The following is a 12873-nucleotide window of genomic DNA, read 5'->3' on the forward strand; positions in this document are numbered from 1 at the left end:
AGGCAACCTTCATGCGGCAGACTTCCAAGGTGTGTCGCCGCGCGCGAAAGTCAACCGGCTCTGATGACGGATTGCGGCAGCAGGGGGCGCTCGCGCCCCCTCTTGGCCTGCGGCCAATTCACCCCCTGAGGATATTTGGGTGAAGAAGAAGCGGCGATCACCGCTTGAAGCGGGCGGGTTGCAATTCCGGCCAGCCTTGGCCGCCGTTCATTTCGTCGGCCAGGATTTCCGCCGTGACCGGACCCAGGGTGAAACCCTGGTGCCCATGTCCGAAATGCGCCCAGAGATTCGGCTGGTCGGGCACGCGGCCGATCACCGGCAGCATGTCGGGGATGCAGGGGCGACGGCCGGTCCAGGGTTCGGCCTCGACAGGGGCGCCGATGTCGAACAGTTCCCGCGCGGCCTTTTCACCGTGCTTCAGTTGCGGCGGCGTCAGGCGCGGGTGGCTGGTCAGTTCGGCGGCGGTGGCGATGCGAAGGCCCCGCCGCATCGGCGACAGCACGACCGAGTTGCCGAAATCCGCGATCGGGTGATTGGGCGGCGTTTCCATGCGGTAATGGCGGTGATAGCCGCGCTTGAAGACCATCGGCACGGTCAGTCCGAAACGCTGCAGCAGCATGGGCGACCAGGGGCCAAGCGCCACGACCGCGTGTTCGGCCGTGTCATCCCCCACGCGCCAGCCGCTGCCTGTGCGTTGCAGGTCGCCTGCATCGGCATTGACGATCCGCCCGCCCTTCCGTTCGAACAGCGCCGCATAGGCCGCCACCAGCCCGCCCGGATCGGAGCAGGTCCAGGCGTCGGCCCAATGGGTCGCGCCCTCGACCTCGATCCTGATGGCGGGTTCCAGGGCGCGCAGGGCGCGGCCGTCCATCAGCTTGGCCTCGACCCCGAATTCGTCCAGGAACCGCTTGGCCGTGACGCGGGCCTTTTCCATGCGGGCGGGGGTGCGATGCACCTCGATATAGCCGTCGCGGCGGATGATGTTGTCGGCGCCCGCCGCCTGAACCAAGGGCGCGTGGCGTTCGGTCGATTGGCGGATCAGCTTGCCCCAGGTCTGGGTCGCCCGGCGATGTCCCGCAGGCAGCGAATTGACCGCATAGGTCCAGACCGCGCCCAGTTGCGACACAAGGCCGGGCAGATTCCATTTGACGTCGTAACCCATTCCCAGGGCAATCTGGATCAGCGCGGCAGGGGCCAGAGGCATGGCATAGGGTTCGACCGCCTCGGTCTGGATCAGGCCCGCATTGCCATAACTGGTTTCCCGCCCCGGCACGCCGCGTTCGATGATGGTGACCTGATGCCCGCGGGCCTGCAGCGCCAGCCCGGTGGTGACGCCAACCATGCCCGCGCCCAGAACCAGAATCTCTGTCATATTCGTCCCCCGTCCGGCGAATTTCGGACAGGGATGCAGACATTCGGTGCTCAGACAAGACGATCTTCGGCGACCCGCCGAAACTTTGCAAGATTCAGGCGAAAAGTTCTCGGCAGAAGGTCAATCCTTCGACCAAGGAGTCCACTTCCTGCTTGGTATTGTACATGGCAAAGGACGCCCGCGCGCTTGCGGTGACGCCGAAGAATTCCATCAGCGGCATGGCGCAATGGCTGCCGGCACGCACCGCAATGCCGCGCTTGTCCAGGATGGTGGACAGATCGTGGGCATGGGCGCCCTGCATGGTCATGGAAAAGATCGCGCCCTTGTCCGGCGCGTCGCCCTGGACCTGCAGCCAGTTCAGGCTGCGCAGACGGTCGCGGGCATAGTCGCGCAGACCGCGTTCATGGGCGGCGATGTTCTCCATCCCCAGGTCCATCATGTATTCCAGCGCCGCGCCCAGGCCGATCTGGTTGACGATGCCCGGGGTGCCCGCCTCGAAGCGCAGGGGCGGGTCGGCGTATTCGACCGCGTCGCGCGCCACGGTGCGGATCATGTCGCCGCCGCCCAGGAAGGGGCGCATCTCGGCCTGCCGTTCGCGGCGGATCCACATCGCGCCGGAACCTGAAGGCCCGTAAAGCTTGTGACCGGTGACGCAGTAGAAATCCACGCCAAGCGCCGCCAGATCGACCGGCATATGCACCGCTGCCTGGCTTCCATCGGCGAGGACGGGCACATCGGTGCCGCGCGCAATGGCCCCGATATCGACAACGGTGCCGGTCACGTTCGACATATGCGTGACGGCGATGAGCTTCGTCCTTGGCCCCACTGCAGCCAACACCTTTTCGGGCGGTAACGACCCATCGGGTTCGGGTTCGACCCATTTCAGCACCACCCCCTGCCGTTCGCGCAGGAAATGCCAGGGGACGATGTTGGCGTGATGTTCCAGGACCGACAGCACGATCTCGTCCCCCGCCTGCAAGCGGGGCGCGGCCCAGCCATAGCTGACCAGGTTGATCCCCTCGGTCGATCCGCTGGTGAAGATCACCTCGTCCTCGTGCGGGGCGTTCAGGAAGCGGGCGATGATCGCGCGGACGCGTTCATAGTTGTCGGTCGCCAGGTTCGACAGGAAATGCAGGCCGCGATGGACGTTGGCGTATTCGCCTTCATAGGCGCGGGTGATCGCGTCTATGACCTGGCGCGGCTTTTGCGCGCTGGCGCCGCTGTCCAGATAAACCAGGGGTCGGTTGTTGACCTGCCGCGACAGGATCGGGAAATCGGCACGGACGGCATCGACGTCAAAGCTCATTGCGGCATCTCCGGCAGGATTCCAAGGGCGGCAGCGATCAGCGACAGCACGAAGCCCGCCACGAAGGCGGTTCCGATCAGGCCAAGGGCGACCTTGGCGCTGCTGCGGAAACCGTGCAGCGCCTTGGTGAACTGCACGGTGAGCCACAGGAACAGGACGAGCGCCGCCACCCCCAGCATACCTGCGACGCCGGGCAGGACCAGCGAGACCACCAACTGGACGGCCTGGACCACAAGCAGCAGAACCTCGATCCAGACGGTGAGCAGCAGCGCATCCTCGAACCGGCCATGGCCGCCGAACATACGACCGACCCCGGACATCAGCCCCGCCGCCAGCACGATCGCACCAAGCTGCATCAGGGCCAGAACCATCGGCTGCTGGCTGAGGATCACGACCTGGGTTCCATCCGGCGCCGGCGTGCTGAACAGCACCGCCGCCAACGAGGCGAGCAGCGCCGACAGCGACACTGCAGCCAAAAGCGCCATCCAGCGGGCCTGGATCGGCCACCCCTGCCCCATCAGCGTATGTGCCGCCGCGTTTGGATTGCGGAACGACAGGCCGACCAGGGCCTTGAAGTCGTCGAAAGTCATCTTCGCCTCGCCAGAGTTGATATTCCGACGCCCCAGATCACCAGAAAACCGATGCCGCAAACCGCCTGGGCCAGGGCCAGGCCCGGCCCCTGCCCGACCAGACCCGCGACCAGACCCGCCAGCAGCATCGCGGGCGCCACGGCCAGCAAGGCCCAGAACAGCGCCAGACGCGAATTCTCGGGCGAAAGGCGCCAGGGGGTCAGACGCGACAGTCCCGCAACCAGCGCGGCAAGGGCATAGGCCAGAATAGGCATCATGAACATCACGCCCAGAAGCGCACCACCCATGCGGGCTTGGAACGGGACGGAAGGGTCAAGCTGCGCCAGCCGCGCATTGGAAGGTGCCTGCGCGATCAGGAAGATCAGCATCGCGGCCATCAGCACGGCCAGCTTCGTGCCCTCCGACATGTCGGAAAGGCCCCGCACCACCCGGCGCGGGGCCACCCAGCTTTGCAGCACCCGGGGAACGATGCCCGCGGGCGCCGCCCTTACTGAACCGCGTTGAGGGTCAGCCACAGGTCCAGCCGTTCATAGATGCAGTCGCGGATCGCCTCATCCTCGATTTCCGCCAGGGCGTCGGCAAGGAAGGACAGGACCAGGAACACGATGGCCCGTTCCCGCGGCACGCCCCGAGAGCGGAGATAGAACAACGCTTCCTCGTCGATCGCGCCGGTGGTCGAGCCGTGCGAACATTTCACGTCGTCGGCATAGATCTCCAGCTCGGGCTTGGCCAGGAACTGGCTGCGTTCGTCCAGCAGCAGCGCCTGGCTGATCTGATAGCCGTCGGTCTTCTGCGCGCCGGGCTTGACCAGGATCTTGCCCTGGAAGACGCCCTCGGCCCCGTTCTTCAGGACCTTCTTGAAGACCTGCCGGCTTTCGCAGCGTTCGGCCCCGTGGGTGATGAAGACGGTGTCGTCCTGATGGAACGGCGCGACCCCGCCGTCGCCCAGAACGGCGGCGGCAATATGGGCCACGGCATCGTCGCCCGCGATGTCGATCACCGCCTCGTTGCGCATGACGGTGCCGTTGACCGACAGGGTGAAGGACTTGAACTGCGCCTTCGCGGCGACGCGGGCGAAGATGTGGCCGATGCCCACCTTGGCCTCGATCGCGCGTTTCGAGGCGACATGATGGAACACCGCGCCCTCGGCCAGATCGACCTCGATCATGCCGTTCGAACGGGCACCAGCCATGCCGGTTTCCAGCAGCGTCAGCTCGGCCCCGGTTTCGACCCGGATCACGTGATGCCACATCGCATCCGCCTTGTCCGAGGCGCGGCGGTGCACGACATGGATGGGCTTCGACGGCTTTGCGGTCACGCGGATCAGCAGCCCGTCCTGGGCCGCCGCCGTGTTCAGCACCGCAAAGGGACGGCGGACGGGATGCTGGCCCGCGGCCTCGAGCTTGCCGTAAAGATCGGCGGCCCAGTTCGCGTCGTCGGCCTTGGCCAGGGTGGTGATCTCGACCCCCTCAAGCGCCAGGTCGTCGGACGCCGCCTCGTCGAAGGCGCCATCCACAAAGACCAGCGTCAGCCGGTCCAGCGTCTCGAACAGCGGGGTCGCCTGTTCTTGCGGGACGGGAATGGCCGTGGCCTCGGGGGCGTTGAAGGGACGCGGATCGGTATAGCGCCAGTATTCGTCGCGCGGACCGGGCAGACCCATGTCCTGCAGGCGCGCCAGGGCGTCGCGGCGCGCAGCGGCGGCAAAGCCGCCCTGCGGCAGCGTCAATGCCGCAAGCCGCGCGTCAAGGGCGCCGGCCGGCTTCGGCGTGCCCTCGACCGTCGGGGTGTGGTCCTTCGCCTGGACTGCGGTGTCCGCCATCAGCCGACCTCCGCCAGAAGGTCGCCATAGCCTTCCTGCTCGACCTGCAGCGCCAGCTCCGGCCCCCCCGACTTCACGATCCGGCCATTCGCCATGATGTGCACCACGTCCGGCTGGATGTGGTTCAGCAGGCGCTGATAATGGGTGATGACCAGGAAGCTGCGGTCGGGCGACCGCAGCGCGTTCACGCCGTCCGAGACCAGCCGCATCGCGTCCACGTCAAGCCCCGAGTCGGTCTCGTCCATGATGCACATGCGCGGTTCCAGCATGGCCATCTGCAGGATCTCGTTGCGCTTCTTCTCGCCGCCCGAGAAGCCGACATTGACCGGGCGCTTCAGCATCTCGGGGCTGATCTGCAATTCCGCCGCCTTGGCACGCACCAGCTTCAGGAAATCGCCCGAGGACAGTTCCTCCTCGCCGCGCGCCTTGCGCTGCGCGTTCACGGCGGTGCGCAGGAAGGTCATGTTGCCGACGCCGGGGATCTCGACCGGATACTGGAAGGCCAGGAACAGGCCTGCGGCGGCGCGTTCTTCCGGCTCCATGTCCAGCAGGCTTTCGCCGTCCAGCGTGGCGGACCCTTCCGTCACCTCATAGCCGTCGCGGCCCGACAGGACATAGGACAGCGTCGATTTGCCCGAACCGTTCGGACCCATGATGGCGTGAACCTGACCGGCCGGAATCTCCAGCGACAGACCCTTCAGGATCTGTTTGTCTTCTTCCTCAAGCTTGACGTGCAAGTTGTCGATTTTCAGCATCTTTTCCTCATCAGATGGTGGCGGCGGTGCCGAAGCCACGGCACCATCATCAAATCCTTCGCGGCCTTAGCCGACCGAACCTTCCAGCGAAATGGCGACCAGCGACTGCGCCTCCATGGCGAATTCCATCGGCAGCGCCTGCAGGACCTCGCGGCAGAAGCCGTTGACGACCAGGGCCACGGCCTCTTCCTCGTCCATGCCGCGCTGGCGGCAATAGAACAGCTGGTCGTCATCGACCTTGCTGGTCGTCGCCTCGTGCTCGACGCGGCTCGAGGTGTTCTTCACCTCGATATAGGGCACGGTATGGGCGCCGCACTGGTCGCCGATCAGCAGGCTGTCGCACTGGGTATAGTTGCGGCTGTTGGTGGCGCGCGGATGCATCGTCACCAGCCCGCGATAGGTGTTCTGCGCGCGGCCCGCCGAGATCCCCTTGGACACGATGCGCGACCGGGTGTTGCGGCCAAGATGGATCATCTTGGTGCCTGTATCGGCCTGCTGCATGTTGTTGGCGATGGCGATCGAATAGAACTCGCCCTGGGACTCGTCACCCCGCAGGATGCAGGACGGATATTTCCAGGTGATCGCCGACCCGGTTTCCACCTGCGTCCACATCACCTTGGCGCGGGCCTCGCGGCAGTCGGCGCGCTTGGTGACGAAGTTGTAGATGCCGCCGCGGCCTTCCTCGTCGCCCGGATACCAGTTCTGGACGGTCGAGTATTTCACCTCGGCATCTTCCAGCACGACGATTTCCACCACCGCCGCGTGAAGCTGATGCGTGTCACGCTTGGGCGCGGTGCAGCCTTCCAGATAGCTGACGTAAGACCCCTTGTCGGCGATGATCAGCGTACGCTCGAACTGCCCGGTGTTTTCCGCGTTGATGCGGAAATAGGTGGACAGTTCCATCGGGCATTTCACGCCCTTGGGGACATAGACGAAGCTGCCGTCCGAAAAGACCGCGCTGTTCAGCGTCGCGAAATAGTTGTCGGACTGCGGCACGACGCTGCCCAGGTATTTCTTGACCAGCTCGGGATGCTCGCGGATCGCTTCGCTGATCGAACAGAAGATCACGCCGGCCTTGGCCAGTTCGTCCTTGAAGGTGGTCCCGACGGACACCGAATCGAAGACGGCATCGACGGCGACCCGGCGCCCTTCGGTGGCCGCGACCGCCATGTCCACGCCGGGCGACGGCAAGGCGCCCTCGACCCCTGCCAGGATCATCTGTTCCTTCAGCGGAATGCCCAGCTTCTCATAGGTCGCCAGCAGCTTGGGATCGACCTCGTCCAGGGACTTGGGCTTCACTTCCATGCTTTTCGGGCGGGCATAGTAATACTGGTCCTGATAATCGATCTCGGGATAATTCAGCATTGCCCATTTCGGTTCGGTCATGGTCAGCCAGCGGCGATAGGCTTCCAGGCGCCATTCCAGCATCCATTCCGGTTCGCTGTTCTTCTGCGAGATCAGGCGGACGATATCTTCGTTCAGCCCCATAGGGGCATAGTCCATCTCGATCTCGGTATCCCAGCCGTATTTATAGCTGCCCATGCTTTGCACGGTCTCGACCGTTTCGCGGTCAACGCCCTCGCGCACATCAAGATCGGTGGTTGCAGTCATCCTTTGTCCTTCCTCGGGCCTGGCCTGTCGCCTAGCCGTTCCGTTCGCGCCAGCGTGAATACGCGCTTTCCCACGCATCCGCAAATCGGTTCACCTGATCGTCGCCCGTAGCCGGGCTTATCGAGATCCGAATTGCCGATTGCGCGGCCTTGTCGTCGAAACCCATGGCCTGCAAAACCCCGCTGGCCCGAACCTTGCCCGACGAACAGGCCGACCCCGCCGAAATCGCAAAGCCCGCCAGATCCATCTGCACGACCTGGGTTTCACCCTTCCAGCCCGATGTAAGAAGACAGGTCGTGTTCGGCAAGCGCTTCGCGCCCTTTCCGGCGACGATTGTGCCGGGCAGCGACAGCAGCCGATCCTCCAGCGCGTCGCGGCGGGCGGCGACCTCGTCCCACAGGCCAGCCTCCAGTTCCTTTTGCGCCGCAGTGGCCGCCGCCGCAAAGCCGAGGATGCCCAGGAAGTTCTCGGTCCCGCCCCGGCGGCCCCCTTCCTGGCCCCCGCCCCGGATCATCGCCTCGACATCGGTGCCGCGTTTCACGATCAGCGCGCCGATGCCCTTGGGCCCGCCCAGCTTGTGCGCGCTGACAAAGCCTGCAGTGATCCCCAGCCAGTTGAAGGCGAAGGGGATCTTGCCGAAGGCCTGCGTCAGGTCGCTGGACGCCAGCCCTTCGGGCAAGGCCTGGATCACGCCGGTTTCATTGTTGGCCAGTTGCAGGCTGGCATTCGCGGGATCGGGCACGGTGACGATGCCGTCGCCATCCACCGCCAGATCCTGTTCGCACCAGACCTTGATCGCACTGTGTTCGACCGGCGCGCAATGGGCGCCGCTGCCCGCCAGCATCATGGCCGCAGCCTCGGTCGTGCCCGAGGTGAAGATCACATCCGCGCCTTCCGCACCCAAGGCAGCCGCGATCTGCTCGCGCGCGCGCTCCATCGCCATCTTGGCCGCGCGCCCCTCGGTATGGACGGATGACGGGTTGCCCACGATTTCCATCCCGCCGCGCATCGCGGCCTTCGCTTCCTCGCGCAGGGGGGTGGTGGCGTTCCAGTCCAGATAGGTTCTCATCCCAGAGCCTCGCCGATCTTCTGGGCCAGCTTGCGGGCCACGGCGTCCTTGGCCATGCGCGGCCATTCCTCGGGGCCGTCTTCGGTGATGACCGTCACGGCGTTTTCCGTTCCGCCCATGATGCCGGTTCCCTCGCTGACGTCATTCGCCACGATCCAGTCGCAGCCCTTGCGCAGCCGCTTGTCAGTGGCATGGGCCACGACATCGTTCGTCTCGGCGGCAAAGCCCACGACCAGCCGGGGGCGGCGGTCGCCGGGCTGGCTGATCCAGGCCAGGATATCCGGGTTCTCGGTCATCTCGAGCGACGGCGGCCTGCCTGATCCGTCCTTCTTCATCTTGGTCGCGGATGAATTGGTCACCCGCCAGTCGGCCACTGCCGCCGCCATCACCGCCGCATCGGCCGGTAGCGCGGCTTCCACCGCCTCGTGCATCTGCCCGGCGGTCTGGACGCGGATCACATCGACCCCGTCGGGCGGGGAAACCTCGGCCGGGCCGGTGACAAAGCTGACCCGCGCGCCCATGTCGCGCAGAGCCGCCGCGATTGCCGCGCCCTGCGCCCCCGAGGAGCGGTTGGCGATGTAGCGGACCGGATCGATGGGTTCGTGCGTCGGACCCGAGGTCACGATCACATGCCGCCCCGACAGGGTGCCGGGCCGGATCTGCGCCTCGGGCAGCAGCTTCAGGGGTTGAGGGGCCAATGCCTCGCGAATGGCCCTCAGGATCGCCTCGGGTTCCGACATGCGGCCGGTGCCATATTCGCCGCAGGCCATGTCCCCATCCTCGGGACCGACGAACAGGATGCCGTCGTCGCGCAGGGTCCGCAGGTTCCGCTGCGTCGCCGGATGGTGCCACATGCGCACGTTCATCGCAGGGGCAACCAGCACGCGCTTGTCGGTCGCCAGCAGCAGCGTGGAGGCCAGGTCGTCCGCGATCCCATGCGCCATCTTCGCCAGCAGGTCCGCCGTCGCAGGCACCACCACCACCAGATCGGCGTTGCGCGACAGCTGGATATGGCCGATCTCGGCCTCCGCTTCGATGTCCCACAGGCTGTCATGCGCGGCCTCGCCCGCCAACACGGACAGGGTCATGGCCGTGGTGAACTGCGCGCCCGCCTGCGTCAGGACGGGCGTGACGGCGGCCCCCTCGGCGCGCAGCAGGCGGATCAGCTGCGGCACCTTCATGGCCGCGATGCCGCCGCCCACGATCAGCAGGATACGCTTGCCGTTCATCTTGCCCCCATGACCTTGCGCATCAGTCACATAGCCCCCCGGCCCCCGTGCCGCAAGCAATGCCCGCCCGTTAACCTTTCCTTAAACCGGCCCCGTTAACCATCCCCGCAACGCAAAGGGGAAGCCATGGTCGCAATCGCCTATTCCGTCGCCTTCGAGGGGATCGAGGCGCGGCTGGTCGAGGTTCAGTGTTCCGTCGCGGCGGGCCTGCCGGGTTTCGCCATCGTGGGCCTGCCAGACAAGGCCGTCAGCGAGGCGCGCGAACGCGTCAAGGCCGCCTTCGGATCGCTGGCCATCGCCATGCCGAACCGGCGGCTGACGGTGAACCTGTCGCCCGCCGACATGCCCAAGGAAGGCTCGCATTTCGACCTGCCGATCGCGCTTTCGATCCTGGCCGCGCTGGAGATCATCCCGGCCGAGGAACTGTCGCGCTGCGTGGCCCTGGGCGAGCTTGCGCTTGACGGGCGGCTGGTCGCGGTGACAGGCGCCCTGCCCGCCGCCATGGCCGCGGCCGAGGATGACCGCGCCCTGATCTGCCCCCGCGCCTGCGGACCCGAGGCCGCCTGGGTCGATGCCGTTCCCGTCTTGGCCCCTGCCACGCTGCGCGAGGTGATCGACCACCTGACCGACCGCACGCCCATCGCCCGCGCGGCCCCCGGCATGATCGACGCTGCTCCGACGGGCGGCTGCCTGTCCGAGGTGAAAGGTCAGGAACGCGCCAAGCGCGCCCTGGAGATTGCGGCGGCAGGTCGCCACCACCTGCTGATGGTCGGCCCGCCCGGTGCGGGCAAATCCATGCTGGCCGCCCGCCTGCCCGGCCTGATGCCGCCCCTTGGCGCGGTCGAGGCGCTGGAAACCTCGATGATCCATTCGCTTGCAGGCACGCTGGACGACGGCGGCATATCCCGTCGCGCGCCCTTCCGCGAGCCGCACCACACCGCGTCGATGGCCGCCATCGTCGGCGGCGGGCGGGGTGCGAAACCGGGCGAGATCAGCCTGGCCCATAACGGCGTGCTGTTCATGGACGAGTTTCCCGAATTTCCCCGGCAGGTGCTGGAAACCCTGCGCCAGCCCATCGAGACGGGCGAGGTCGTGGTGGCTCGCGCCAATGCCCATATCCGCTATCCCTGCCGCTTCCTGTTGATCGCCGCCGCCAACCCCTGCCGCTGCGGCTATCTGGCCGATGCCGCGCGGTCCTGTTCGCGCGCGCCGACCTGCGGGGGGGACTACATGGGCAAGATCTCGGGTCCGCTGATGGACCGCTTCGACCTGCGGCTGGAGGTTCCGGCGGTCAGCTTCATGGACCTGGAACTGCCCTCGGGCGGCGATACGTCGGCCCAAGTGGCGGCGCGTGTCGCAGCGGCGCGGGATGTGCAGGCCGCACGGTTCCGCGACCACCCGCAGGTGCGTGTGAATGCCGAGGCCTCGGGCAGTCTGCTGGACCAGATCGCCGCCCCGGACGACGAAGGCCGGGCGCTGATCCTGAAGGCGTCCGAACGCCTGGGCCTGACCGCGCGGGGCTATCACCGCATCCTGCGCACCGCCCGGACCATCGCGGACCTGGCCGGATCCGCCACTGTGCGTGCGCCGCACCTGGCCGAGGCGATCAGCTATCGCCTGCCCTTCGTCGCAGGCGGCTGATCGGGGCGGCTGACGAATTGCGCATCGTGCAAGGCGGCGCTATCGCTGGGCGACCCTGAAGACGGACCATCCCATGCCCCCCATCAGCGCCCGGATCGGCGGCATCCTGACCGCCTGCGCCCTGCTGGCGACGATTCCGCCCCAGTTCGGGGCGGGGCCGGGCTTTGCGGTGACCGCCGATCTTCTGCTGGTCGGTGCGCTTGCCCTGTTCTCGCTGACCGCGCGGGCGTCGCGGCTGGCCTTCGTGGCCGTGGGCCTTGCCCTGGTTGGATGGGCTGCGGCGACGCGGCCAGACTGGGGACAGGCCACCCTGACGGCCCTGACGCGCGGGGGCTTCATCATCACACTGTTCACGGCTCTGTCCGCGCTGCGCAGTGCGGCAGTGGGATCGCAGGACATCCTGGACTGCGGCCGCTTCCTGGCCCGCCAACCGCCGGGGCGGCGGTATCTTGCGCTCACGGTCGGCGGGCATCTGTTCGGGCTGATCCTGCTTTACGGCTCGATCTCGCTGCTCGGCGGGCTGGCCGCCGAAAGCACCGCGAGGGAGACGAACCAGGAACTGCGCCGCCACCGGCTGCGGAGGATGCTGGTGGCGATCCAGCGGGGCTTTGCCTCGACGATCTGCTGGTCGCCCATGGGACTGTCGATCGCAGTGGCGATGACGGTGGTGCAAGGCGCGTCCTGGCCGCAGGCCGTCGGCTTCTGCCTGGTCAGCTCGGCCCTGATGATCGGCATCGGCTGGCTGCTGGACACGATGTTCAAGCCGCAGCTTTCCGCCCCAGTTCCGCCCCGCATGGCCGAAACCGACAACTGGCTGCTGCGCCTGCGCCCGCTGCTGATCCTGCTGACCATCGTCGTCGGCAGCGTCTTTGCCTTGCACCTGGCGACCGGCGTCGCCGTCACCGGCGCGGTCATGACCGTGGTGCCGTTGATCGCGATGGCCTGGACGCTGATCCTTCCGCCGATGCGCGGCGGGCGGGCGGCAACGCTGGCCGCGCGGGTCGGGCAGTTCGCCACCCGCGACCTTGCGGGCTATCGCGGAGAGATCATCCTGCTGTTCATGGCGGGCTTCATCGGCAGCATGGGGTCGTGGCTTCTGGTGCCGATCATGCAGGCCCATGGGCCGGACCTGGCGGCGCTGCCTGCCCCGCTGATCCTGGCGGCGCTTGTCTGGGTGATCCCGTTGACCGGCCAGATCGGCATGAACCCGATCCTGGCCGTGTCGCTGCTGGTGCCGCTGCTACCATCGCCCGCCGACCTGGGGGTGCATCCCACGGCGATGGTGATCGCCATCACCGGCGGCTGGGCGATCAGCGGCAACACCTCTCCCTTCACGGCCTCCGTCCTGCTGGTCGGCAAGCTGGGCGGGGTCGAGGCGCGCCATGCCGGAATGGTCTGGAACGGGCTCTATGCCCTGACGACCGGGGCTGCTCTGACCCTGTGGGTGCTGCTGGCCGCGACCCTGCTGTAAGGGCCGCGGC

Annotated in this window: 11 protein-coding genes; 2 read left to right on the forward strand and 9 right to left on the reverse strand. The window is 66.8% G+C overall.

Annotation, left to right across the window (positions count from 1 at the left end; all coding sequences use genetic code 11):
- Nucleotides 1–157 precede the first annotated feature (157 nt).
- The 9 genes from RAH32_RS03965 to coaBC form a co-directional block, all read right to left on the reverse strand.
- Nucleotides 158–1372 (reverse strand): NAD(P)/FAD-dependent oxidoreductase, encoded by a 1215-nt coding sequence (locus tag RAH32_RS03965; protein ID WP_306605342.1) that lies wholly within the window; start codon nt 1370–1372, stop codon nt 158–160.
- 94 nt (nt 1373–1466) lie between these two features.
- Nucleotides 1467–2678 carry a cysteine desulfurase gene (locus RAH32_RS03970; RefSeq protein WP_306605344.1) on the reverse strand — a complete coding sequence of 404 codons (1212 nt, stop codon included), beginning with the start codon at nt 2676–2678 and terminating at the stop codon, nt 1467–1469.
- On the reverse strand, nt 2675–3268 hold the full coding sequence (locus RAH32_RS03975) for a YIP1 family protein (protein ID WP_306605346.1): 594 nt from the start codon (nt 3266–3268) through the stop codon (nt 2675–2677). The genes RAH32_RS03970 and RAH32_RS03975 overlap by 4 nt, the downstream gene beginning before the upstream one ends.
- Nucleotides 3265–3783, reverse strand: coding sequence for a hypothetical protein (locus RAH32_RS03980; RefSeq protein WP_306605348.1), 519 nt, complete (start codon nt 3781–3783; stop codon nt 3265–3267). The genes RAH32_RS03975 and RAH32_RS03980 overlap by 4 nt, the downstream gene beginning before the upstream one ends.
- A complete protein-coding gene (locus RAH32_RS03985; RefSeq protein WP_306605350.1) occupies nt 3756–5087 on the reverse strand; it encodes a SufB/SufD family protein in 1332 nt (443 codons plus the stop codon). The genes RAH32_RS03980 and RAH32_RS03985 overlap by 28 nt, the downstream gene beginning before the upstream one ends.
- Nucleotides 5087–5842, reverse strand: a complete 756-nt coding sequence (gene sufC / locus RAH32_RS03990; RefSeq protein ID WP_306605352.1) for a Fe-S cluster assembly ATPase SufC — start codon at nt 5840–5842, stop codon at nt 5087–5089. The genes RAH32_RS03985 and sufC overlap by 1 nt, the downstream gene beginning before the upstream one ends.
- A 66-nt stretch (nt 5843–5908) precedes the next feature.
- Nucleotides 5909–7453 carry a Fe-S cluster assembly protein SufB gene (gene sufB / locus RAH32_RS03995; RefSeq protein WP_306605354.1) on the reverse strand — a complete coding sequence of 515 codons (1545 nt, stop codon included), beginning with the start codon at nt 7451–7453 and terminating at the stop codon, nt 5909–5911.
- Nucleotides 7454–7484: 31 nt separating this feature from the next.
- On the reverse strand, nt 7485–8522 hold the full coding sequence (locus RAH32_RS04000; protein WP_306605357.1) for a cysteine desulfurase family protein: 1038 nt from the start codon (nt 8520–8522) through the stop codon (nt 7485–7487).
- Complete coding sequence (coaBC, locus tag RAH32_RS04005) at nt 8519–9751, reverse strand: bifunctional phosphopantothenoylcysteine decarboxylase/phosphopantothenate--cysteine ligase CoaBC (RefSeq protein WP_306605359.1); 1233 nt, start codon at nt 9749–9751, stop codon at nt 8519–8521. The genes RAH32_RS04000 and coaBC overlap by 4 nt, the downstream gene beginning before the upstream one ends.
- Before the next feature lie 126 nt (nt 9752–9877).
- Here coaBC and RAH32_RS04010 point away from each other — a divergent pair, with 126 nt between their 5' ends.
- Nucleotides 9878–11392, forward strand: coding sequence for a YifB family Mg chelatase-like AAA ATPase (locus RAH32_RS04010; RefSeq protein ID WP_306605361.1), 1515 nt, complete (start codon nt 9878–9880; stop codon nt 11390–11392).
- Between the two features lie 73 nt (nt 11393–11465).
- Nucleotides 11466–12863 carry a hypothetical protein gene (locus tag RAH32_RS04015; protein ID WP_306605363.1) on the forward strand — a complete coding sequence of 466 codons (1398 nt, stop codon included), beginning with the start codon at nt 11466–11468 and terminating at the stop codon, nt 12861–12863.
- The last annotated feature ends 10 nt before the right edge of the window (nt 12864–12873 follow it).

Source organism: Paracoccus yibinensis (assembly GCF_030846195.1).
Classification (GTDB): domain Bacteria; phylum Pseudomonadota; class Alphaproteobacteria; order Rhodobacterales; family Rhodobacteraceae; genus Paracoccus; species Paracoccus yibinensis.

Bases quoted from the DNA above. Each gene is read 5' to 3' on its own strand.
- RAH32_RS03965 (WP_306605342.1), bottom strand. From the start codon at position 1,372: ATGACAGAGATTCTGGTTCTGGGCGCGGGCATGGTTGGCGTCACCACC.
- RAH32_RS03970 (WP_306605344.1), bottom strand. From the start codon at position 2,678: ATGAGCTTTGACGTCGATGCCGTCCGTGCCGATTTCCCGATCCTGTCG.
- RAH32_RS03975 (WP_306605346.1), bottom strand. From the start codon at position 3,268: ATGACTTTCGACGACTTCAAGGCCCTGGTCGGCCTGTCGTTCCGCAAT.
- RAH32_RS03985 (WP_306605350.1), bottom strand. From the start codon at position 5,087: ATGGCGGACACCGCAGTCCAGGCGAAGGACCACACCCCGACGGTCGAG.
- sufC (WP_306605352.1), bottom strand. From the start codon at position 5,842: ATGCTGAAAATCGACAACTTGCACGTCAAGCTTGAGGAAGAAGACAAA.
- sufB (WP_306605354.1), bottom strand. From the start codon at position 7,453: ATGACTGCAACCACCGATCTTGATGTGCGCGAGGGCGTTGACCGCGAA.
- RAH32_RS04000 (WP_306605357.1), bottom strand. From the start codon at position 8,522: ATGAGAACCTATCTGGACTGGAACGCCACCACCCCCCTGCGCGAGGAA.
- coaBC (WP_306605359.1), bottom strand. From the start codon at position 9,751: ATGAACGGCAAGCGTATCCTGCTGATCGTGGGCGGCGGCATCGCGGCC.
- RAH32_RS04010 (WP_306605361.1), top strand. From the start codon at position 9,878: ATGGTCGCAATCGCCTATTCCGTCGCCTTCGAGGGGATCGAGGCGCGG.
- RAH32_RS04015 (WP_306605363.1), top strand. From the start codon at position 11,466: ATGCCCCCCATCAGCGCCCGGATCGGCGGCATCCTGACCGCCTGCGCC.